The sequence below is a fragment of the Burkholderia sp. GW821-FHT14F03 genome, from assembly GCF_058803765.1.
This window is the reverse complement of the sequence record NZ_JBXAPG010000051.1, coordinates 18,272-40,817: the sequence shown is the minus strand read 5'-3', so window position 1 is coordinate 40,817 and position 22,546 is coordinate 18,272. Positions and strand designations below refer to the sequence as shown.

The following is a 22,546-nucleotide window of genomic DNA, read 5'->3' as shown; positions in this document are numbered from 1 at the left end:
GCGTTTGATTGGGCTGCGTTTGGCCGGGCTGCGTTTGGCCGGGCTGCGTTTGGCCGGATCACACTTGATCAAGTCACGCTTGATCAGGCCGCGCTTAGTTGGGGCCCGTTTGACCGGTCCGCGCCCGGCCCCTCCCGGCGCGTCACGCTCGTCACGCGCGCGGCAGCATCAACGTGAAGGTGCTGCCCGCGTCTTCCGCACTCTCGACGAGCAGGTCGCCGCCGTGCGATTCGGCCACGAGGCGCGCGACATACAGCCCGATCCCGCTGCCGCTCTTCTTGGTCGAATAGTGCAGGCGGAAGATGTCGTCGAGCATCTCGGCGGGCATGCCCTTGCCCGTGTCGGCGATCTCGACCGTCGCGCTGGCGTCGGTCGACGCGGTCGTCACGGTCAGCGTGCCGCCCTCCGGCATCGCCTCGATCGCGTTGTTGAGGATGTTCAGCACCGCCTGCTTCAGCCGGTCCGGATAGCCGTTGACCCAGATCGCGTCGCTGCCGAGCCGGTTCACGGGCTTCACGCCGCGCGACTCCGCATACGGATGAACCAGCTTCGTCACCTGCTCGACCAGCAGCACCAGATCGAACGAGGTCTGCTGGCTGACGGGCGGCCGGGTTTCCTCGATCAGTTCGTTCAGGAGTCCGTTCAGGCGCTTCAGCTCGCTGACGATCACGTCGACGTGCTCGCGCGCCGGCCCGGTGTCGCCGCCGCTCTCGTCAAGCGCCGTCTGCAGCAGATGGCAGTTCAGCGACAGCGCATTGAGCGGCGCGCGGATCTCGTGGGTGGCCGACGCGAAGCGCTTGACCAGGTTGCGCATCTGCGACGCCTGCACGAGGTCCGCTTCGAGGATGTCGCCCGCATGCTTGGCCTTCAGCAGCACGAGGAAGCCGTTGCCGTCGTCCTCGTCGAGCCGGTACGCCTCCACGCGCAGCGGGATCGGCTGGTCGTCGTGCCGGCCCACCAGTTGCGCGCGCAACGGCGCGCCGCCGCTCTCCATCGCGACCAGCCGCCCGCGCAGCTCGTCCGACAGGCAGGCGGACCACGCGTCGGCCGCATCCGCCTCGCCGCGCGCGCCGATCAGATCGAGCGCGGCGGGATTCGCGAACTCGACCTCCGCGTGCTCGTCGAGCAGCATCGCGCCGACATTGAGCACCTGGCTCAGCGCCGAGAAGCGGCCGCGGATCGAGCGGCTCGGGTTGCGCCACAGCGCGGTGGATTCAGGCTTGCCGGTCATTCCCGTGATTCCAGGTCGAAGCTCTTGAGCTTGTTGTAGAGGGTCTTCACGCTGATCCCGAGCATCGACGCGGCGCGCGTGCGCACCCCGTCGGACGCCGCCATCGCCGCCTCGATCAGCTGCCGCTCGGCATCCGCGAGCGGCGTGCCGGCCGGAATCAGCGCGGCGTTCGCGGGCATCGCGGCCGGCGCGGCCGTCGTCTCGGGCGCGAGGTTCGTCGGATCGAACTCGATCGCCTCGATCACCTCGTCGGCGAGGATGTACGCGCGCTGCACGATGTTGCGCAACTCGCGCACGTTGCCGGGCCAGCCATGCGTCGCGAGCCGCGCGAGCGCCGTCGCCGAGAAATGCTTCGTGGTGCGTTCGGTCTCGTTGAGCATGTCGAGGAAACGCTGCGCGAGCAGCGCGAGGTCGTCGCCACGCGCGCGCAGCGGCGGCAGCAGCACCGGAAACGTGTTGAGGCGGTGATACAGGTCGAGCCGCAGCACGTTGTCGCGCACCGCGCGCTCGGGCTCGCGGTTGGTCGCCGAGATCAGCCGGAAATCCGCGTTCAGCGTCTCCTTGCCGCCGACCCGGTGGAACGTGCGGGTTTCGAGGATGCGCAGCAGCTTGACCTGCTGGTCGGCCGGCATCTCGGTGATTTCATCAAGAAACAGCGTGCCGCCCGCCGCCTGCTCGAACAGGCCGGCGTGCGCGTGGGTCGCGCCGGTGAACGCGCCGCGCTCGTGGCCGAACAGCGCGCTCTCGATCAGGTTCGCGGCGATCGCGCCGCAGTTCAGCGCGACGAACGGCCCCTTCGCGCGGCGGCTCAGCTGATGCACGGTGCGCGCGGCCACTTCCTTGCCGGTGCCGCTCTCGCCGCAGATGAACACGTTCGCCTCGGTCGGCGCGACCCGGCCCAGGTGGTCGTAGACCTTCTGCATCGCGGGCGAGCGGCCCACCATCTCGCCGAAGCGCCCCATGTCGCGCAATGTGCGGCGCAGGGTCTCGACCTCGGCATGCAGGTCGCCCGTGCGCGGTACGCGCGCGAGCAGATTGCGCAGCCGCGTGACGTCCACCGGCTTGTCGAGGTAGTCCCACACGCCGAGCCGCAGGCTCTCGACCGCGGTCTCGAGCGTCGCATTGCCGGTCATCACGACCACCGGCACGCTGCGCCCCGGCGCGAACTCGGGCAATTCGGGCAACAGGTCGAGGCCCAGCCCGTCGGGCAGGTTCACGTCGACCAGCACGATGTCGGGCACGGTCTTGTTCAGGCATGCGCGCGCCTGGGCGAGGTCGGCGGCTTCGTCGGTCGAGAAGCCGTCTTTCTGCGCGATGCGCGTGAGCGCGCGCAGGCTGTTCGGATCGTCTTCGATGATGAGGGCGTGAGGCATGGGCGTGAAAGTCAGGCTCGGGTTCGTCGAGCGCGGGCGACGGTCGCCCGCGCGGAAACATCGGCAGAAGCACGACGGATGCCAGCCCCGCTCTCCGCCGTGCGCCGAAGGTAGCATGGAACCCGCCCGGGCTCGCGTGCGCGTCGGCGCGCCGTTCCCATGCGGCCCGCCCAGGCCGCCGCCCCCCGGACAGAGTTACCGGCACGAAACGCCCGGCCCCCGGCAAGATTTTCCAGCCCGTACGCCCCCCCACATTTCCTGACATTTTGTTTCATCTGGCCGCGCGCCTTGCGGTACAAGGGTTTCCGCGCATTGCGCGAAGGCTTGGCATGGCGCTTGCGAAACTTGCCGCGGAAATGCGACTCCCAAGGTACGGAGTCCGCCAGTCATCCTGATCTCACTCACTATCCAGGGAGCACGAACATCATGGCACTTACCGACAGCGTCGAACACAAGCTGGACCGCGGCTTGTCCGAGGTCCGCCGCACCGGCCGCCGGGTCGCGCGCAGCACCCGCTCCGCCGCCCGCGACCTGCACGCCGACGTGAAGGACGACATGCGCTCGCTCGTCGACGAACTGGACGGCCTGCTCAAGGACGGCAACGACGGCGATCTCGCCGCGCTGCGCAAGCGCCTGCAGGGCCGCCTCGACGAGGCGCGCGGCACGCTCGAGGACGCCGCCGACGGCGCGTCGTACCGGCTGCGCGAATCGGCCGAGCGGGTCTCGCAGGTGGTGCGCGAGAACCCGTGGCAGACCGCCGGCGCGGTTGCCGGCCTTGCTTTCATCGCCGGCCTGCTGCTCGCGCGCCGCTGATCGGCGGCGCGGCCGCGCACGGTCGCGCGCCTTACCGAATTCCAACCCGCACGACAAACGAAGGAGAAAAAACATGCGTCAAGCTCTTGTGATGAAGGCCGCCACGGCCCTGGTACTGGGCAGCCTCGCGCTCGCCGGCTGCACCACCACGCCGGACAAGCCCGCGACCGCGTCGGCCGATGCCTCGACCCGCCAGTCGATCAACGCGAGCGTCGACGCGACGCTGTCGCGCCTGTATTCGACGGTGCCGGGTTCGCGTGAACTCGTCGCCAAGTCGCGCGGCGTGCTGGTGTTCCCGAGCGTGCTCCAGGCCGGCTTCATCGTCGGCGCGCAATCGGGCAACGGCGCGCTGCGCGTGGGCGGCGGCACCGTCGGCTACTACAACACGTCGTCGCTGTCGGTCGGCCTGCAGGCGGGCGCGCAGTCGAAGGCGGTGATCTTCCTGTTCATGACGCAGGACGCGCTCGACAAATTCCGCAACTCGCAAGGCTGGTCGGCCGGCGGCGACGCCTCGGTGGCGCTCGTGAAGATGGGCGCGAACGGCGCGATCGACACCACCACGGCAACCGCGCCGGTCGAGGCGATCGTGCTGACCAATGCCGGCCTGATGGGCGACCTGTCCGTGAACGGCACCAAGGTCACGCGCCTGAAGCTGTAAGCGCGGCGCGCCCTCGCCCCACCCGAAACGCCGCGGCGCCCGCCGCGGCGTTTCGCATGATGGCGCCGCCCCTATCACGCGGGCGGCGTTGCAGGCATACTCCGGGCATTGTGCGGCGCCCGCCCGGCCGGGGGCCGCGCCGCTCACCCTTTCTGCAGAGCACACTATGGATAGCGGAACCGTACACCAAAAATTCTTTCACCTTCTGCTGTTCGTCGCCACGATCGGGCTGTGCTGGATCCTGCTGCCGTTCTTCGGCGCGATCTTCTGGGGCACCATCCTGGCGATCCTGTTCCAGCCGGTCCAGCGCTGGCTCGCCGCGCGCTTCGGCAAGCGCCGCAATCTCGCCGCGCTGGCCACCCTGCTGCTGATCATCCTGATCGTGATCCTGCCGCTCGTGTTCGTGGTCGGCACGCTGGTGCAGGAAATCGCCTATGCGTACCAGCAGGTCAAGGACATCCAGCCGAACCTCACGCAATATTTCAAGGAAGCGATGCATGCGCTGCCGCACTCGGTGCAGCGCATCCTCGGCAACTACGGGCTGGCCGACATCCCGAGCATCCAGAAGAAGCTGACGGACGGCGCGGCCGCGATCAGCCAGTTCGTCGCCACGCAGGCGCTCAGCATCGGCCAGAACACCTTCCAGTTCGTCGTGAGCTTCGGCGTGATGCTGTACCTCGTGTTCTTCCTGCTGCGCGACGGCGGCGAGATCGGCCGCCGCGTGCGCCGCGCGCTGCCGCTCGACGAAGAGCACAAGCAGCACCTGCTGGCCAAGTTCACGACCGTCGTGCGCGCGACCGTGAAGGGCAACATCGCGGTCGCGCTCGTGCAGGGCGCGCTCGGCGGGCTGATCTTCTGGATCCTCGGGATCCAGGGCGTGATCCTGTGGGGCTCGCTGATGGCCTTCCTGTCGCTGCTGCCCGCGATCGGCGCGGGCCTCGTGTGGGTGCCCGCCGCGCTGTACTTCCTGATGGCGGGCGAAGTGTGGAAGTGCGTGATCCTGGTCGCGTTCTGCGTGGGCGTGATCGGGCTCGTCGACAACCTGCTGCGCCCGATCCTGGTCGGCAAGGACACCAAGATGCCCGACTGGGTCGTGCTGATCTCGACGCTCGGCGGCATGGCGCTGTTCGGTATCAACGGCTTCGTGATCGGGCCGCTCGTCGCCGCGCTGTTCATGGCGAGCTGGGATCTGTTCGCGCGCGGCGAGGCCGACGAGGCGCGCTGAACGCGCATCGCGGCGCCGCGCGCGCGTCATTCGAACGTGAAGCGCAGGGCCTTGACGATCGTCTCCTTGCCCCACGTGAACGAGCAGACCCGGCCGGTTTCGAGGCTGACCGTCTCGCCGCCCTTGGTCTGGGTCTCGCTGATCGGCGTGCAGCCGCCCGCGATCGTGACGGTGGGCGTGCCCTGCTTCGACAGCGGGAATTCGACGCCCGCATCCTCGGGCACCGTGTGCGTGAGCGACACTTTCTCGATGTAGTCGTCGGGCAGCATCAGCAGCGGCGCGTTGTCGACCCACAGCGTGTAGTAGTCGTGCTGGAACGGCGTCTGCTCGATGCAGATTTTCGACGTATGCGCGCCGATCGTCTGCGACTGGCACAGCGGCGCGGCCGCGCACCACGAGCCGCCGACCAGCAGCGCGGCGCCCGCGACGCCGCGGGTGAAGGAAAGAACAGTCATGACGCCCCCTCGAACAGGAATGTAGGAATATGTGCGGCGCGCGCGCCGGCGACGGCCGCACGGGATGGCGGCGGCGCGGCGCCTATCTTACAAACGAACGGGGCGAAACAGAAGGGGGCGGCGTCAGCGCGTGACGAGCCGGATGCCGGCCTGCGAACGCCAAGAGGCGCACTTGCTTCAGCGGTAATGCCGACCGTCATGCCGGCGCAGGGCAATCGACTTCGCGGGCAAACAAGCGCTTCGAGGCGACGTGAAAAGCAGCCCCGGGCCGGAAACGGCCCCTCCCCACCGGAAAAGAGCCGCCCCGCCCGCCGCTCAGAACGTCGTCCGCATCCCCACCATCACGCTGCGCCCGCCCTGCGGCGCGATATCCCGCACCACCGAACTCGCATAGCGAATCTCCTGATTGGTCAGGTTATCGCCGCGCACATACGCGAGCCACTGCGTCGGGCCCATCCGGAACTTGTAGGTCAGCACGAGCCCCAGCGACGTATAGCCGTCGGTCGGCAGATCATTCTCCGGCACCCGGTGCTGCGCCCACGCATGCGTGAGCTGCGCGCGCGCGCCGAACGGCCCGTAGCCGTAATCCGCACTCAGCGACGCACGCAGCGGCGCGATGCGCGGCAAGGGCTCGCCGGTTTCCGCGTTGCGCGCATGCGTGTAGTCGGCGCTGAGCCCGACATCGACGCGGTGCGCGCCCTTCTCGTACACCCGCCACTTGCCGTCCAGCTCCACCCCGTAGAACTCCGCCCGCACGCCGCGATACACGGCCTCGCGCAGCGCATCGTCGGTGCCGGGCGTGACGACGTCGCCATCGTCGTCGACGAGACGCCCTGTGTTGTACTCGGTCAGGTAGTTGATGAACCGGTTGTAGAACACCCCGACGCTGCCGCGATTCGGACCGCTCGCATAGCGCAGCGACAGATCGGTCGACACGGCCTTTTCCTTGCGCGCGTCCGGGTTGCCGATCAGGTACTGGCCGGTCGCGCCGTGCGGCCCGTTCGCATACAACTCGTAGAACGTCGGCGCGCGCTCCGTGTACGACACATTGCCCGCCACCGACCAGGCCGGCGCGAGCTTGTACAGCGCCCCCGCCGACAGGCTGCCCGCATTGAAGTCGCGCGAACGCGCCCCCGCGAAACGCGCGTTGCCGGCCGGCGTCGGATCGAGCTTCACGTGTTCGAGGCGCGCGCCCATGCTGAGCTTCAGCGCGTCGGTCGCCCGCCACTCCTCGAGGCCGAACAGCGCGACGTTGGTGGTCTGCGCGGTCGGCACGAGCGCCTCCTCGCCGAGCGCGGAAAACGTGTTCTGCGAGAGTTGCACGCCGATCGCGCCTTCCAGCGGCCCGAGCGGACGATGACGCGCCTCGATGCGCGCCTCGTAGCCGTGGTTGCGGAAGGTCGTGCCGGTCACGCCGTCGTCGATCTCCTTGTGCTGGTAGTTGGTGTACGCGAAATCGAACTTCAGCCGCGAGAACGGGCCGCTCAGGTTGCGCAGCTCCGATGCGAACGCGACGCGCTCCTGGCGCATCCGCAAACGGACATCGCTCTCGGCGACCGAGCCATAGTTCGATTCGAACCCGCTATACGATAAGCCCGCATAACCGTCGGCCCAGGTGTACGAGCCGCCGACCGAACCGCCATGCCAGCGGCCGTCGCTGTTCGGGATGCTGCCCTCGGGCTGGTTCGCGTCCGGGCCGTCGAGCGCGCGCTGGCGCGCCGAGTGCGCGAAGCCGGGAATCCGCAGCTTGCTGGTCTCGCGGTCATACGCATCCGCGTGGAACGCGAAGCGGCCATTGCCGCCCTCGACCATCGCCGCGCCCGCGCGCGCGTTGTTCGCGCCGCCGTAGCTCGCGTCGAGCGCGCCGCTCACGCCTTGCAGCGCCTCGCGCGGAATCCGGTTGTCGATCGTGTTCACGACGCCGCCGACCGCATTGCCGCCATACAGCAGCGCGGCCGGCCCGCGCACGATCTCGACCTTCTCGATGCTCAGCGGATCCTGCGGCACCGCGTGGTCGTACGACAGCGACGATGCATCGTAGGCGGCCACGCCGTTCTGCAGCAGCCGGATCCGGTCGCCGTCCATGCCGCGGATGATCGGGCGGCCGACCAGCGGGCCGTAGGTGGTCGTCGAGACGCCCGGCAAGCCGTTCAGCGTCTCGCCGAGCGAGTCGCCCCGACGCAGCGTGAGCGCATCGCCGGACACGGATGCGGTGGGCGCGATCAGGTCGGCGTCGCCGAGCGGGTTCGCGGTCACGAACACCGGCGCGAGCGTCGCGCGCGGCAACGCGGCCGCCTCGGCCGCAGCGGTCTGCTGAGCGTGCGCGAAACTCGCGATCAGCAGCAGGGAAAACGGAGGGAGTTTGCGTAACGAAGCAAGGTCGGGACGAGGGTGGTCGCGCATCGCGGTGGTCGCTGTGGATGAATGGATCGGACAGGACCGACGCGACATATCCCGGTGTCATTCTCGACACCGAAACGATATAACGTATCATATCGAATGCGCACGCCCGCCCTGTTGCCTGCCTCATGCGCGCGCCGGCCGGCCGCTGAAAGCGATCCGTCGGCGCGCGAGTCTTGGCTTTGATATGTTATATCATTTCAAATCCATCACCAATCCCTTACGGAACGTGCGTGTTCGATCCTCGTCCTGTGAGCCGCCTGTCAAAGACGGCCGGCGCGCGGCGGGGAGCGTGATACTGTCTGGCCCTCGAAATCCGACGTCCGCCTGACCGATTCACGCATGAAATCCCTCTGGACCATCCTGCCGCTGGCCCTGTTGACCGCCATCGGCCTGCTCGCCACCGACCTGTACCTGCCCGCCGTGCCGTCGCTGCCCGACCAGCTGGGCGGATCGATCGCGGGCGCGCAGGCGACGCTCGCGGTGTTCTCCGCCGCGCTCGCCCTGTCGCAACTCGTCTGGGGCCCCGCCGCCGATCACTTCGGCAGCCGCCGCACGCTCGTGTTCGCCGTGCTGCTGCAGATCGCGGCGGGGGTCGTGTGCGCATCGGCGCCGTCGATGACGACGCTGATCGCCGCGCGCGTCGCGCAGGGCTTCGGCGTCGGGGCGGCCATGGTGGTCGTGCCGACGCTGATCCGGCAGCGCTTCGCCGACCACCGCGCGGTGCGTGCGCTCGCGTGGCTCGGCATCATCGAGAGCGTCGTGCCGGGGCTCGCGCCGGTACTCGGCGCCGCGCTGCTGCTGGTCGCCGACTGGCGCGCGACGTTCTGGGTCATCGTCGCGCTCTCCGTGCTCGTGATGCCGGTCGCGCTGCGCGTGCTGCCTGCCGATCCGCCCGCCCGCGCGCACGATGCGCCGCGAGGCGGCTATGGCCGCCTGCTGCGCTCGCCGACCTACCTCGGCTATGCGCTCGGTCATGCGCTGTGTTTCGCCGCCCTGCTCGCATTCGTCGCGAGCGCGCCGCAACTGGTCGAGCTGTGGCTGCATGAAGGACCCTCGACCTTCGCGCTGCTGCAAGCGTGCGGCGTCGGCGCCTTCATCGTGACGTCGTCGCGCAGCGGCCGCTGGTCGGATCGCCACGGGCTCGACCGCGTGATCGCGCTCGGCGCTGCGCTGCAGGTCGTCGCGGCCGCGTGGTTCATGGTCCTCGCCTATGCAGACTGGCGCTCCACCGCGCAGGTGATCGGCGCGTGGATGCTGTTCTGTGGTTCGCTCGGCCTGCGCGGGCCGGGCTCGATGGCGCGCGCGCTCGCCGCCGACCCGGCTTCGGCCGGACGCGCGGCGGGCCTCCTGATGTTCTTCGGGCTCGGCGGCGCGGCGCTCGCGACCCAGGCGGTCGCGCCGTTTCTCGCGCTCGGCATGAAACCGCTCGCCTGGATGTGCACGGGCTTCACGCTCGCGAGCGCGCTCGTGATTCTCGCCGGCATCGCCGCGCGGCGGCGGAGCGCACCGGATGCGACGCGCGGCGCGTTGGCCGAGAACGGTCCCCGGTAGGCGACAGGCGCTGCCGCGTCATCGCTCCGGAATGCAGAGCGTCCTCGGTTGTGGCTCGCGCAGCGATTCGTCGGCGGAATGATCGAACGCGATAATGCGCGCCTCGTAATAATTCAACGCACGCGCTCCGCGTCGCGTCCGGCGTGTAAACCGTGTCGCCAAGCGACCTTCTGTGCCCATGCTTCGCATGCCGACACACCGCGCGCCGATACATCTGCAATACGCGGTAAAGAAGCTTAATTTGCCGAAATTGACTTGGCGTGGCGGCCCACCAACAATGGACCCTGCTTCGAGCCCATCGTTTCGCGGTCCCAGCTGCGGTGGTTTTGAAGCGACCAGACCCTCCAGTCATTCGTTCCCCCCCTCCTGACTGGATTAATTGCCGCGCCACGGCTTCTGCCGTGGCGCGTTTTTGTTTTCCGGCTGCGCGTCAGCTCGCCGTCACACTGTGAACGGCAGCGACATCAACGCGGCGGAAGATAGACGAGCGGATCGACGGACGCGCCCTTGCGGCGGATCTCGAAATGCAGCATCACGCGCTGCGCATCGCTGTCGCCCATTTCGGCGATCTGCTGGCCCTGCCTTACCACGTCGCCTTCCTTGACCATCAGCGCGCGGTTGTGCCCGTAGGCGCTCAAATAGATTTCGTCGTGCTTGATGATCACGAAGTTGCCGTAGCCGCGCAGGCCGTTGCCCGCGTAAACGACGCGCCCGCCGGCGGCCGCGACGACCGGCTGGCCGGCGCGCCCCCCGATATCGATGCCGGGATGTCTCGCCGCGCCGGCAGGTTTCAACACCGTCCCGTTCGCCGGCCACATGAAGGTGATCGCGGCCACCTGCGCATGGCCGACGGGCGCGCCCGCGACGGGCGGCCGGGACGCCGGGCCCGCGCACGCGCCGAGCCACGCGAGCGCCGCGGCGCACGCGGTGCGGCGCGCAAGCGCGGGCAGGAAAGATAGACCGTCGTGCGGGGTCGGGGGCGGCGTATTCGTCGACATCACGGCTCCTGTTTGCGTGCAGGCGGGGAATGACGCGGCCTCGGCACATCGCCGCGCGTCGACGAGTAATAGCACGCGGCCCAAGCACGCATTCGCACGGTTTACATTGAATTACACCGCTTACAGTGCAATGCGCGGAAACGATCGCGCGCCTCGATCGATGAAGCGCCTCGCCATGCGCGCTCGCCTCCACGAAAGACCGCAAAGCGCCGACACGTGGCTGACGCGTTCCCTCCCCGTGCTTTGCATTCCGCCGACGGCGGCTACCGCGTCACACGCGAACGCGCCGGGCGATCCGGGCGCGCCCGCCGGATTCCGTCGACGGCGAAGCGCGCGGCAACGCGCGTCAGACCGCGCACATGCCGCCGTCGATCACGAGTTCCGCGCCCGTCACGTAGCGGCTCTCGTCGGAGGCGAAGTAGATCGCCGCGAGCGCGACGTCGTCGGGTTCGCCGAGCCGGTTCATCGGCACGCCGCGCAGCAGCCTGCGTTTCGCGTCGCGCTCGCCCAGTTGCGCGAACAACGGTTCGACGATGCCGGTGCGAATGAAGGACGGATGCAGCGAATTGCAGCGGACGTCGATGCGCTGGCGCGCGCAATCGATCGCGACCGACTTGGTCAGCGACGCGACGGCCGCCTTCGAGGCGTTGTACGCGAGGTAGTCCGGGTCCTGCTTGAACGCGGCCACCGACGAGATGTTGAGGATCGAGGCAGGCTGGCTCTCGCGCAAATGCGGCAGCGCATGCCGGATGCCGAGCACGATGCTCTCGACGTTGACCGCCATCACGCGCCGCCATTCGTCGAGCGCGACCTGCTCGACCGTGCCCATCGAGCCAACGCCCGCGTTGTTGACCAGCACCGACAGGCCGCCCATCGCATCGCGCGCCTCGGCCAGCACGGCCTGCCAGGCGGCCCCGTCGCACACGTCCTGGCGCGCGCCGAACGCGACGGTCGCGCCGGCGGCCGCGTTGAGTTCGGCGACCAGCGCGGCGAGCACGTCGGCGTCCGCCACGTCGGTCAGGAACACCTTCGCGCCGTGTTCGGCCATGCGCGTCGCGATCGCGCGGCCGATGCCGCCCGCCGCGCCGGTGATGAATGCGCACTTGCCCGCGAGGCGAGGCGCGATAGTTCGAGTCATGAACGCTCCCGGATTGAGAAGTCGATACGCGCGGCGATCGTTCGCCGCGCCCGAGGTCGGGCCCTCGCGGACGGCCGCCGGCCGTCGGCATGGGGCACGGCGTCCGCCTGACGACGGCCCGCCGCAGACGCAAGATACAGTACTGTGCGACGCCTCACGAGGCGCCATCGCCCACGCACCGGGCGCGCCCGCGGGACAGCGCGTCGATGCGGCCGAAACACGCGCGCGTCATGCAAGCCGATCGACGCCGTGTTCCCGCACGGCCATTCGCCCGACGTCATGCTCTCGGCCCCGAACCTGCTCGTCATCGCGGCCCATCGCCGATCGACACCGCCCGCTCCCCGTCATACGCGCGCCGCCCGCCGGAAACGGCCGGGCCCGTGCGCCTCGCGTCCGTTGCGGACGAACCCGCCGGGAATCCTCATGTCCCTGATCCACGCCGCCGACGACCTGCCCGTCGACGCCCCCGACTATCGCGTCGCCGTCGAAGCCGGTACGTATCGCCTGCACGGCGACGAGAATCCGCGCGAAGGCGGCGCGAATCGCGGCCCCGCGCCGTCTGAATTCGTCCTGTCCGGCCTCGCGCAATGCGCGGCCGCGACGCTGCGCATGTCCATGCGGCGCAAGGCGCTGACCCGACGCTCACCTGAGCGTGCGCGCGGCGCTGCACGCGGATCGCGACGGCGTGCAATACGTGCGGCGCACGATCAGCATCGACGATGCGCAACGCGGGCGGCTCGCGGCCATCAGCGAGAAGACGCCCGTGATGCTGTTCATCAAGCGCGGCACGCGGATCGACACGACGCCGCGCCGACGCACCGCCCGCTCAGTTCCGCCGCCTCGGCGCGCGGGCCCGCTCGGCGATCAGGTCGTACAGCGCCTGCGCGGCCGGCGAGAGCTGCGCGCTGCGTCGGGTCACGAGCACCAGCGCGCGCGAGATCACCGGCTCGACCAGCTCGATCATGCGGATGCGCGGATACGCGCCCTTCTGCACCGCGAGCCGCGGCACCACCGCGGCCGCGACGCCCTCCGCGACGAGCCCGAGCGCCGTCGAGCTGCGCTGCACCTCGTAATGCGCGCGCGGCGCGAGATCGCCGAGCGCCGCGTCGAGCAGCGCGCGGTTCGCGCTCACCTCGCCCGCGACGATCAGCGGATACGGCACGAGCGCGCGCCACGGCACCTTCCGGCGCGCGCCGAGCGGATGGCTGTCGTGGCAGATCAGCACGAACTGATCCTCGACGAGCGGCTCGCCGACCAGCTCGGGATGCCGCGCGCTCGCGATCTGGATGCCGAATTCCGCTTCGCGATGCAGCACCGCGTCGGTCACCGCCGACGACGCATGGTCGAGCACCTTCACGCGATTGTCCGGATAACGCGCCGAATACGCCTGCAGGATGCTCGGCAGGAATTGCACGCCGACCGTCGGCACGCACGCGATCGACACGTCGCCGCGCGCGGCCTGTCCGCTTTCGCGAATTTCCGTCAGCGCATCGGACAGCTCGCCGAGCAAGCGGCGCGCCTGCGGCAGGAACGCGCGCCCGATGTGGGTCAGCGCGACCGAGCGCGTGGTGCGTTCGAACAGCGCGACGCCGAGATAGTCCTCGAGCTTGCGCAAGCGCTGGGTGATGGCCGTCTGCGTGACCGACAGCGCATCGGCCGCGTTCTGGAAGCCGCCGCGATCGGCAATCGCGACAAAAGCCTGTACGCCGAGGATATCGATTTTCATCAGAAAAATTGATTAATTCGCGCAATAAATTCATTTTACGTGTTTCCTCGTCACGCGCACACTCCGCCTGCGATCGCATCCATCCACCCCACAAACCGATATCAGCAAGGAGTGATCGATGTCCGAATTCATTCCCACCGCGGCGCTTGCGCGCCTGTACGCCGACATGGAACGTCGCCTCGCGACCGTGCGGCGGCGCCTCGCGCGCCCGCTCACGCTCGCCGACAAGATCCTGCTCGGCCACCTCGACGACCCGGAAACCCAGGCGCTCGTGCCCGGCGAAAGCCAGCTCGCGCTGCGGGTCGACCGCGTCATGTTCCAGGACGTGCTCGGCCAGACTGGCATGCTGCAATTCATGCAGACGGGCCGCGACCGCGTCGCGGTGCCGGCGAGCATCCACTGCGACCACCTGATCCAGGCCCGCGTCGAGGGTCGCGCGGATCTCAGCGCGTCGCTCGCGGAAAACCGCGAGGTCTACACCTTCCTGCGCAGCGCCGCCGCGAAATACGGGCTCGGCTTCTGGGAGCCGGGCGCGGGCATCATCCACCAGGTCGTGCTCGAACACTACGCGTTCCCCGGCGCGCTCCTGATCGGCACCGATTCGCACACGCCGAACGCGGGCGGGCTCGGCGCCTGCGCGATCGGGGTCGGCGGCGCCGACGCGGTCGAAGCGCTCGCCGGACTGCCGTGGGAGGTGCTCTATCCGCGCCGCATCGCGGTGTATCTCAGCGGCGCGCTGAGCGGCTGGACCGCGCCGAAGGACGTGATCCTGCGCGTCGCGGGCGAATTGACGGTCGCGGGCGGCACCCACGCCATCATCGAATACATCGGCCCGGGCGCGCGCACGATCAGCGCGACCGGCAAGGCCACCATCACCAACATGGGCGCGGAGCTGGGCGCAACCACCTCGCTGTTCCCCGCCGACGCGCGCATGGCCGCCTACCTGCGCGCGACGGGACGCGCGGATCTGGTGCCGCTCGTCGAGGCGCACGCCGCGCTGCTCGCGCCCGACCCCGAAGTCGAACAGGATCCCGAAGCATTCTACGAACGGGTCGTGCGGATCGATCTGTCGACGCTGGAGCCGCATGTCGTCGGGCCGCACTCGCCGGACCGCGCGCGCACGGTCGCGACGCTCGCCGCGCAGATGAAGCAGGCGCCGACGGATGAAACCGCGGCGCTCACGGAGAAACTGTCGGCCGCGCTGATCGGCAGCTGCACGAATTCATCCTACGAGGACATGAGCCGCGCGGCCGACGTCGCCGCGCAAGGCGCGGCGCACGGGTTGCGCGCCGCGGTGCCGTTCCTCGTGACGCCGGGCTCCGAACAGGTGCGCGCGACGATCACGCGCGACGGCCAGCTCGACGCGCTCGACGGCATCGGCGCAACCGTGCTCGCCAACGCATGCGGCCCGTGCATCGGCCAGTGGCGGCGCGACGCGTCCGCGAATGCCGAGCCGAACACGATCGTCACCTCGTACAACCGCAATTTCCCGCGCCGCAACGACGGCGCGCCGACCACGGCCAACCTGATCGCGAGCCCCGAGATCGTCACGGCCTGGGCGCTCGCGGGACGCCTGTCGTTCGATCCGCAGCGCGACACCCTGACGGGCGCGGACGGCCAGCCGTTCCGGCTCGCGCCGCCGCGCGCCGCGCCGGAAGTACCGCCCGGCGCGTTCGAGCGCGGCCGCGACCGCTACGTCGCGCCGCCGGCGGACGGGCGCGCGATCGAGGTCGCCGTCGACCCCGCCAGCGAGCGGATCCAGGTGCTGCGGCCGTGGCCCGCGTGGCACGGCCGCGACTTCGAGGCGCTGCCGGTGCTGATCAAGACGCGCGGCAAGACCACCACCGACCACATCTCGCCGGCCGGCCCGTGGCTGCGTTTTCGCGGCCATCTCGAACGTTTCAGCGACAACCTGCTGTCGGGTGCGATCAACGCGTACACCGGCGCGGCCGGGCGCACCGACGTGCTGGGCGGCGTGATCGACGTGACGCCCGCCGAGGCCGCGCGCGCCTACCGCGCGGCGGGCGTGTCGTGGGTGATCGTCGGGGATTTCAACTATGGGGAGGGCAGCAGCCGCGAGCATGCGGCCTTGTCGCCGCGCCTCCTGGGCGGCGTGGCCGTGATCGCGCGCAGCTTCGCGCGGATCCACGAGACGAACCTGAAGAAGCAGGGCCTGCTCGCGCTGCGCTTCGACGATCCGGCCGACTACGAACGCATCCGCGCCGACGACCGGCTCGATCTGATCGGCCTCGCGCAACTCGCGCCGGGCAAGCCGGTCGCCTGCCGGATCCATCATGCGGACGGCGAAGTGGAGACGATCCGGCTGCGGCACAGCTACGGCGAGGCGCAGATCCGCTGGTTCCAGGCAGGCTCGGCCTTGAACGTCGTGCCAAGGGGAAGCGCGGGCGCGTAAGCGCTGCGCGGACGGCGGCCGGATCAGCGGCCGCCGTCCGCGAGCGGTTTGGCGAATACGCGATTCTCGCAGGCGTTGCCGCCGAACACGTAGTGCGTGATGCCGATCTCGGCGTAGCCGCGCGCCGCATAGAACGTCCGCGCCGGCAGATTGCCGCTCCACGCGGTCAGCCACAACAGGGATGCCCCGCTGTCCGCCGCACGCGCCTCGGCGCGCGCCAGCAGCGCGCTGCCGATGCCCGCACCCTTGAACGGACGCTGCACGTACAGGCGCTCCAGCTCCGTACCGACGGCATTGCCCTGCCCCGGCACGTCGCATCCGTGCGCGAACTGCGCGAAGCCCAGCAGACAGGGCCCGCGCTCCGCGACGATCAGCTCGACGGACGGGCTGTCGAACAGGGCGGCGAAGCGCTCCGGCGCATAGACCATCAGCGCTTCGCGCGCGAGGTCGTCGCGGATGCCGTCGGGCGCATAGGTGTCGAGGAATACCTGGATCGCGAGCGCGCCGAGGCGCAGCGCGTCGGCGGCGGTCGCGCGACGGCAGGTGAACGGCGCGGCTTCAGTGGGCGTCGCCATGAACGAAGCGTGCTCCGGAATCGATTGCCGCCGGCCGCCGGGCGGCGGCCGGGCATGCCGCGCGCGGCGACCTTACAGGCCGAGCGCGGACCAGTCGAGCTTGCCGTCCTTCATCGGCGGGCACCAGAAGAACGCGCCCGTGATCGGCTGCGTGAAGCGGAACAGGCCGTCGTGAATCCCGTCGACCGCGCCGACCATGCGGCGCATCTGCACCTCGAACGCGCGGAACGAGAAGCCGAACGCCACGAAGTACAGCCCCGCGCGCCGCTCGTCGGCCCACGGCGCCGAACGGCGCAGCACGATCGCTTCCGGGTTGAAGCTTTCCTGCTCGGTGCGCTTCACGTGCGCATAGGCGGGCGCATCTTCCAGTTCCTCGTTGTCGTCCTGGCGGCGGCCGATGATGTTGTCCATCTCCGAACCCGGGATCGCCGCCATCCTGTCGAAGTCGTGCACCCACTGCTGCACCGCGACGAAGCTCGAACCGTCGAGCCCCGCGCCCTTGCCCGCGACGAACGCCGCTTCGAGCGCCTCGTCGCCTTCGGGGTTCTCGGTGCCGTCCTCGTAGCCGGACAGGTCGCGGTCGTCGGCGTAGCGGAACGCGTTGGCCGCGCTGTCGAGCGCGAAGGCCGGCGCCACCAGGCGCTCCAGCGCGCGCGAGCGCAGCACCACGTCGCCGTGATCCTCGCCGCGCAACCAGACCCACAGCGCGGCGGGCGTCGACGGCACCGGCGCGCCCGGCACCGACAGATCGGGAAATTCCTTCAAGCCATCGATCCGCTTGCCCAGCGCCTGCACCAGCGACGGCCCGACGCCCACCACCGTGCCGCGGCCGTCCACCGCATCGCGCAGCGCGGCCAGCACGCGCGGCGCGGCATCCACGTCGGACAGGGTGAAGGAAAGGTAGCGGCCCGCCGACGAGATCGGCGTCAGAATGCCTTGCTGAAAGTCGCTCATCATTGCCCCAAACTGCGTTGAAACCGTCGATTGTCCCACAAGCGCCCGGGCCGCCGCGCGCGGGCGGACCGGGCGCGGGCACTCAAGCGAGCGCGGCGGCGGCCTCGTCGATCAGCGCGGCCACCTCGACCGGCCGCGACGCCAGCGACGCATGGCTCGCCGGCAACGTGACGACCTTGCGCGCGTCGAGCCGCGCGGCCATCCGCGCTTCGTTGTCGGGCGCGATCATCCGATCCTCGCTCGACACCTGGTACCACGACGGCTTCGTGCGCCACGCCGGCGTGCTGATCGCGTCGCCGAAGGTGCGCGCGAGCGGCGCCTTTTGCGTGACCGCCATCACGAGCGCCTCGTCCGCGCCGAGGTCCTGACAGAAGCTGTCATGGAACGCATCGGGCCGAACCCACAGATAACCATCGCTGTCGGGCGCGATGTTCGCGACGGCCGCAGGCGGATGCGCCTGCGTGATGCCGCCGGGGCTTTCCCCGGCGTCCGGCGCGAACGCCGCGATGTAGACGAGCCCGACCACGTCCGGATGCGTGCCCGCCTCGGTGATCACCGCGCCGCCATACGAGTGACCGACCAGCAGCACCGGGCCGCCGCGCTGCGCGATCATCTTGCGGGTGCGCTCGGCATCATCCGCGAGCGCCGTGAGCGGTATTTCCACGGCGTGCAGGTTGCGATGCCCGCGCCGCGCCAGTTCGACGATCACCTTGCTCCAGTGCGCGGCCCCGCCCCAAAAACCGTGGACCAGCACAATCGCGGGTTGCTTGCTCATGGCCTGACTCCCTTCGATGGATCAAACATGGCGCCGATCGCAAACGCGCCCCGCAGCCGATCGGCGAAAGCTGCGCGCGACGAACGCCCGGCACCGCGCACCGAAACGCACGCGGGACGGTCGAACGCACGCAGTGTAGTCGAGCGCGGCGTCTGCCGCGCGCACGCGCACCGATTGCAAAACAGGCCTGCGCAGTGACGCCGCGCGGCCCCGGTTTGCGTCGCGCTCGGCGCGGATCGGCGCGTGCGCGCAGCACGGCGCGCACGCTGAGATCGCAGCGCGCCGCATCGTCTCGATCCGGCAACATCCGCGCTCAGACCGTTGCAGTTCGCACGCCATATCGCTAAAATCGCTCCACGAGCTTGACGCTCGTATCCCGCTTCTTCCATCACTCTACATAACGGAGGTGCAGCATGATGTCGTACACGCCCGCCACCTCCATGTTCGCAGTCCCACGGCGCGAGTCTTAACGTCGCCGTCTTCGCGGGCTGCCCAATAAGCCTGCATCTTTCCAGAGTTCGCCGATTCAGCAAGCCTGCGCCTCCGTGCGCATCGGCGGTCGTTGTTTCTTCTCTCGCTCAGCAAGTCCTGGCGCGCGCAAGGCCGTCAGGCAATACATATGACTCGCAAAAAAGCCAACCTCGGTGGACAGGCGTTCAAGGACGTCCTCGGGTTCACCTTCCGCCATTGGGGCCACCAGCCCCTGCGGATCTGCGTCATCGCGGCAGCCGCGCTGCTGGTCGCGCTCGGCGACATCCTGACGCCGCTGTTCGCGGGTCGCCTGGTCGACGCCCTGTCGCTCGGCGCCACCGCGCGCGCGGCCGGCTGGCAGGCGGCATTGCACGCGTTCATCACCCTCATCGCGCTCGGGCTCGGCAGCACGCTGCTGCGTCAGGTCGTGTTCTGGAACATCATCCGGCTCACGCTGCGCATGATGAGCGAAGTCGCCGAGCAGGCCTTCCATCGCGTGCAGCGCTTCTCGACCGACTGGCACGCCAACAGCTTCGCGGGCTCGACCGTGCGCAAGATCACGCGCGGCATGTGGGCGATCGACCTGCTGAACGACACGCTGCTCGTCGCGCTGCTGCCGTCGATCGTGATGCTGAGCGGCGCGACCGTGCTGCTCGGCCTGCACTGGCCCGTGATGGGCGCCGTGGTCGGGCTCGGCTCGCTGCTGTTCATCGCGGTGACGAGCGCGACCTCGCTCGGCTTCGTCGCGCCCGCCGCGCGGCTCGGCAACGCGTGGGACACCCGCATGGGCGGCGCGCTCGCCGACGCGGTGAGCTGCAACACCGTCGTCAAGGCGTTCGGCGCGGAAGCGCGCGAGGAAGCGCGGCTCAAGCGCGTGATCGACAAGTGGCGCAAGCGCACCCGCCGCACCTGGGCGCGCGGCACGCTCAACGGCGGTCTGCAGGGGCTGATGCTGGTCGCGATGCAGGCGGCCATGCTCGGCTCGGCGCTGTGGCTGTGGGCGAACGATCGCGCGAGCGTCGGCGACATCGCCTTCGCGCTGACGATGTTCTTCATGCTGCAAGGCTACCTGCGCGACATCGGGATGCACATCCGCAACCTGCAGCGCTCGGTCAACGACATGGAGGAACTCGTGTCGCTCGAACGCCAGCCGCTCGGCATCGACGACCTGCCCGGCGCGCCGCCCATCAAGATCGGCGGCGGCGAGATCCGCTTCGAGCACGTGACCTTCACCTATGGCCGCCGCGTGAAACCGCTCTATGCGGATTTCTCGATCCGGATCGCGCCGGGCGAGCGCGTGGGGCTCGTCGGCCACTCCGGCTCGGGCAAGACCTCGTTCATCAAGCTGATCCAGCGTCTGCACGACGTCAACGAGGGTCGCATCCTGATCGACGGCCAGGACATCGCGCGGGTGCGCCAGGATTCGCTGCGCAGCCAGATCGCGATCGTGCAGCAGGAGCCCGTGCTGTTCCACCGCTCGCTGGCGGAGAACATCGCCTATGCACGGCCGAACGCGACCCGCGAGGAAATCGAGCGGGCCGCGCGGCTCGCGAGCGCGCACGACTTCATCGCGGCGCTGCCGGACGGCTACGACACGCTGGTCGGCGAGCGCGGGATCAAGCTGTCGGGCGGCGAGCGTCAGCGCGTGGCGATCGCGCGCGCGTTCCTCGCCGACGCGCCCGTGCTGATCCTCGACGAAGCCACCTCGAGCCTCGACAGCGAAAGCGAGGTGCTGATCCAGCAGGCGATGGAGCGGCTGATGGTGGGCCGCACGACGCTGGTGGTCGCGCACCGGCTGTCGACGGTGCGCGCGCTCGACCGGCTGCTCGTGCTCGAACGCGGCACGGTCATCGAGGAAGGCACGCACGACGCGCTGATCCGCATCGAGGGCGGCCTGTACCGCCGCCTGTTCGAGCGCCAGGCGCTCGAACTCGCGAAGGGGCTGATGGAGCAGACCGGCGCGAAGGGCGTCGAGGTCAAGCTGGGCGGCGCAGGCGGCACCGACGCGCTCGACGTCGTGGTCGCGCAGTAACACCGCCGGCCGCCGCGCCCGCCAGGGTGCGGCGGCCGGGCTTCGGCGCTTCGGGGCTTCGGCGCTTCGGGGCTTCGGGGCTTCGGCGCTTCGGCGCTTCGGCGCTTCGGCACTTCGGCACTTGGGCGCTTCAGCACGTCAACGCTCGCGCATCATAAACGTCAGGATTTCACCGCCTGCCGGCCCGCGCCCACGGGCGCGCCGGCAAACAACGGCTTGCGCAGCGTCTGCGCGGCCACCACGCCCGCGAGCGCCGCGCCGCCGCCAAGCAGGTGGTACAGGTGCAACGCTTCACCGAACCAGCCGACCGCAAGCGCCGCGGTCGCGACCGGCAGCAGGTTCATGAACATGCTGCATCGGCTCGGGCCCAGCAACTTCACGCCCCGCATCCACAAATACGGCAGCACGACCGACGCGAAGCTGCCCGCATAGGCGATCAACGGCAGGCTCGCGCGATTCGGCCACACCGCGCCCGGCGGCAGCCGGGTCATCATCGCGAGCATGAACACGAGCGCGGCGAGCGCCTGCACATAGGTCGACTGCCACGCCGGCAGGCCGACCTGCCAGCGCCGCAGCAGCACGCCGTACAGCGCGTACGTGCAGGCCGCGCCGAGCATCAGCAGATCGCCCGCGTGCGGGCCGCCCGCCGCGAGGACGGTCGGCCGTCCGCCCGTGATCAGGTAGACGAGCCCCGCGAACGACAGCATGCCGCCGCCCAGCATCCCGAGCGTGGGCGGCTCGCGCAGCAGCGGCACCGACAGCAGCATCGTCAGAAGCGGCACGAGCGAGGTCAGGATCGCGAGGTTGGTCGCGCTCGTGGTTTTCGCCGCCTCGTACGACAGGCACTGGAACAGCGCCATCGCAAGCAGGCCGAGGCAGGCGAGCTTCGGCAGTTGCGGCGCGATCGCCGCGCGATTGCGCCAGGCCGGCTTCAGCACGAACACGCTCATCAGCGCGACGGCCAGCACGAGCCGCCAGAACGTGATCGCCATCGGATCGATCGTATGGGCGGACAGCTTCGACACCATCACGTTTCCCGCCCACAGCAGGATCGCGACGAACGGGAACAGGAATGCGGCAGCAGGCATGGCGTACAGTCTCCGGGCATGAATGAAGCCCCGATCGTGCCGCGCCGCGCGTCCACGGTCTCACGATAAAATGGCACATCCTGTCGCGGAACGGACGCGCACGCTGCTCGCCCTCCCTGCCTGCTCACCGCGTCGGCACGACAAGCTCACGCCCCGCCTCATGACGCCCGACACCCCACCCGCCGCCACGCTGGACGAAATCCTCGAACTCGATCTGCTCACGCTGCGCGCGCACACCGAACGCGCGGGCGACCACCTCGATCCCGACGCGCATCGCGAAAAGCTGCGCCGCTCGCTCGCCGACGGCGTGCTGTGCGCGGTGCGGCGCGACGGCCGGCTCGCGGCCTATGCGCTGCTGCGCCCCGACGCGGACGACGGGCACGGCTGGTTCGTGACGGGGCTCGGCACGCATCCCGAGCGACGCGCCGCCCCGATCCTCGCCGACCTGTTCGCGCAACTCGCCGCATTGGCCGCGCGGCACGGCGTCGAGACGCTGCGCAGCCATGTCTACAAGACCAATCGCCTGTCGATGAATTTCCACCGGAAGCTCGGCTTCCGGATCACGCGCGAGAACGCGCGCGCCATCGAATTCGTCGCGACGATCGCGACACTGGCCGCGCATCCGGCCCTGCGGCGCCTCGCCGGCGCATGACGCATCGACTCGCCG

At 69.6% G+C, this 22,546-nt stretch carries 18 protein-coding genes and 1 pseudogene; 8 read left to right on the top strand and 11 right to left on the bottom strand.

The genetic code is table 11. The features are described 5' to 3' along the window. Positions 1-151: 151 nt before the first annotated feature. Both AC1RQF_RS27660 and AC1RQF_RS27655 read right to left on the bottom strand, forming a co-directional pair. Entirely contained in the window at positions 152-1,231 is a 1,080-nt protein-coding gene (locus AC1RQF_RS27660; RefSeq protein ID WP_273996686.1) for a two-component system sensor histidine kinase NtrB, read from the bottom strand. After that, on the bottom strand, positions 1,228-2,604 hold the full coding sequence (locus AC1RQF_RS27655; RefSeq protein WP_273996687.1) for a sigma-54-dependent transcriptional regulator: 1,377 nt from the start codon (positions 2,602-2,604) through the stop codon (positions 1,228-1,230). The genes AC1RQF_RS27660 and AC1RQF_RS27655 overlap by 4 nt, the downstream gene beginning before the upstream one ends. A gap of 426 nt (positions 2,605-3,030) precedes the next feature. Here AC1RQF_RS27655 and AC1RQF_RS27650 point away from each other — a divergent pair, with 426 nt between their 5' ends. From AC1RQF_RS27650 to AC1RQF_RS27640, 3 genes are all read left to right on the top strand, one after another. Continuing rightward, positions 3,031-3,417 carry an ElaB/YgaM/YqjD family protein gene (locus AC1RQF_RS27650; protein WP_273996688.1) on the top strand — a complete coding sequence of 129 codons (387 nt, stop codon included), beginning with the start codon at positions 3,031-3,033 and terminating at the stop codon, positions 3,415-3,417. 73 nt (positions 3,418-3,490) lie between these two features. Next, positions 3,491-4,075 (top strand): BPSL1445 family SYLF domain-containing lipoprotein, encoded by a 585-nt coding sequence (locus tag AC1RQF_RS27645; protein ID WP_273996689.1) that lies wholly within the window; start codon positions 3,491-3,493, stop codon positions 4,073-4,075. 166 nt (positions 4,076-4,241) lie between these two features. Then, positions 4,242-5,300: an AI-2E family transporter gene (locus AC1RQF_RS27640; RefSeq protein ID WP_273996690.1), complete on the top strand. Its 1,059-nt coding sequence runs from the start codon at positions 4,242-4,244 to the stop codon at positions 5,298-5,300. Positions 5,301-5,326: 26 nt separating this feature from the next. Here AC1RQF_RS27640 and AC1RQF_RS27635 read toward each other — a convergent pair whose 3' ends face one another. After that, entirely contained in the window at positions 5,327-5,755 is a 429-nt protein-coding gene (locus AC1RQF_RS27635) for a hypothetical protein (protein ID WP_492873400.1), read from the bottom strand. Positions 5,756-6,070: 315 nt separating this feature from the next. Then, on the bottom strand, positions 6,071-8,158 hold the full coding sequence (locus AC1RQF_RS27630; protein WP_492873399.1) for a TonB-dependent receptor: 2,088 nt from the start codon (positions 8,156-8,158) through the stop codon (positions 6,071-6,073). A gap of 339 nt (positions 8,159-8,497) precedes the next feature. Here AC1RQF_RS27630 and AC1RQF_RS27625 point away from each other — a divergent pair, with 339 nt between their 5' ends. Continuing rightward, positions 8,498-9,709 carry an MFS transporter gene (locus tag AC1RQF_RS27625; protein WP_273996693.1) on the top strand — a complete coding sequence of 404 codons (1,212 nt, stop codon included), beginning with the start codon at positions 8,498-8,500 and terminating at the stop codon, positions 9,707-9,709. Positions 9,710-10,173: 464 nt separating this feature from the next. On the opposite strand, the gene AC1RQF_RS27620 is transcribed toward AC1RQF_RS27625, so the two are convergent. Together AC1RQF_RS27620 and AC1RQF_RS27615 are read right to left on the bottom strand one after the other, a co-directional pair. Continuing rightward, a complete protein-coding gene (locus AC1RQF_RS27620; RefSeq protein WP_492873398.1) occupies positions 10,174-10,707 on the bottom strand; it encodes a murein hydrolase activator EnvC family protein in 534 nt (177 codons plus the stop codon). Between the two features lie 346 nt (positions 10,708-11,053). Continuing rightward, positions 11,054-11,845 carry an SDR family oxidoreductase gene (locus AC1RQF_RS27615; RefSeq protein ID WP_273996694.1) on the bottom strand — a complete coding sequence of 264 codons (792 nt, stop codon included), beginning with the start codon at positions 11,843-11,845 and terminating at the stop codon, positions 11,054-11,056. 423 nt (positions 11,846-12,268) lie between these two features. Here AC1RQF_RS27615 and AC1RQF_RS27610 point away from each other — a divergent pair. Continuing rightward, a pseudogene (locus AC1RQF_RS27610) lies at positions 12,269-12,650 on the top strand (OsmC family protein); the annotation flags it as partial. 21 nt (positions 12,651-12,671) lie between these two features. Here AC1RQF_RS27610 and AC1RQF_RS27605 read toward each other — a convergent pair. After that, positions 12,672-13,571, bottom strand: coding sequence for a LysR family transcriptional regulator (locus AC1RQF_RS27605; RefSeq protein WP_492873397.1), 900 nt, complete (start codon positions 13,569-13,571; stop codon positions 12,672-12,674). A 118-nt stretch (positions 13,572-13,689) separates the two neighbouring features. On the opposite strand from AC1RQF_RS27605, the gene AC1RQF_RS27600 reads away from it, so the two are divergent. Further along, positions 13,690-15,984 (top strand): aconitate hydratase, encoded by a 2,295-nt coding sequence (locus tag AC1RQF_RS27600; RefSeq protein WP_492873396.1) that lies wholly within the window; start codon positions 13,690-13,692, stop codon positions 15,982-15,984. 23 nt (positions 15,985-16,007) lie between these two features. Here the strand turns inward: AC1RQF_RS27600 and AC1RQF_RS27595 are convergent, their stop codons facing one another. The 3 genes from AC1RQF_RS27595 to AC1RQF_RS27585 all read right to left on the bottom strand — a co-directional run bounded on the left by AC1RQF_RS27595 (position 16,008) and on the right by AC1RQF_RS27585 (position 18,288). Continuing rightward, entirely contained in the window at positions 16,008-16,559 is a 552-nt protein-coding gene (locus AC1RQF_RS27595; RefSeq protein ID WP_492873395.1) for a GNAT family N-acetyltransferase, read from the bottom strand. Positions 16,560-16,631: 72 nt separating this feature from the next. After that, positions 16,632-17,513, bottom strand: coding sequence for a Dyp-type peroxidase (locus tag AC1RQF_RS27590; RefSeq protein WP_492873405.1), 882 nt, complete (start codon positions 17,511-17,513; stop codon positions 16,632-16,634). An 82-nt stretch (positions 17,514-17,595) separates the two neighbouring features. Further along, entirely contained in the window at positions 17,596-18,288 is a 693-nt protein-coding gene (locus tag AC1RQF_RS27585) for an alpha/beta hydrolase (protein WP_273996698.1), read from the bottom strand. Positions 18,289-18,907: 619 nt separating this feature from the next. Between AC1RQF_RS27585 and AC1RQF_RS27580 the strand changes: the two genes are divergently transcribed. Then, entirely contained in the window at positions 18,908-20,791 is a 1,884-nt protein-coding gene (locus tag AC1RQF_RS27580; protein WP_273996699.1) for an ABC transporter ATP-binding protein, read from the top strand. 161 nt (positions 20,792-20,952) lie between these two features. Here AC1RQF_RS27580 and AC1RQF_RS27575 read toward each other — a convergent pair whose 3' ends face one another. Continuing rightward, positions 20,953-21,879, bottom strand: a complete 927-nt coding sequence (locus AC1RQF_RS27575; RefSeq protein ID WP_273996700.1) for a DMT family transporter — start codon at positions 21,877-21,879, stop codon at positions 20,953-20,955. A 70-nt stretch (positions 21,880-21,949) separates the two neighbouring features. Between AC1RQF_RS27575 and AC1RQF_RS27570 the strand changes: the two genes are divergently transcribed. Next, positions 21,950-22,531: a GNAT family N-acetyltransferase gene (locus tag AC1RQF_RS27570; protein WP_492873394.1), complete on the top strand. Its 582-nt coding sequence runs from the start codon at positions 21,950-21,952 to the stop codon at positions 22,529-22,531. Positions 22,532-22,546: the final 15 nt, after the last annotated feature.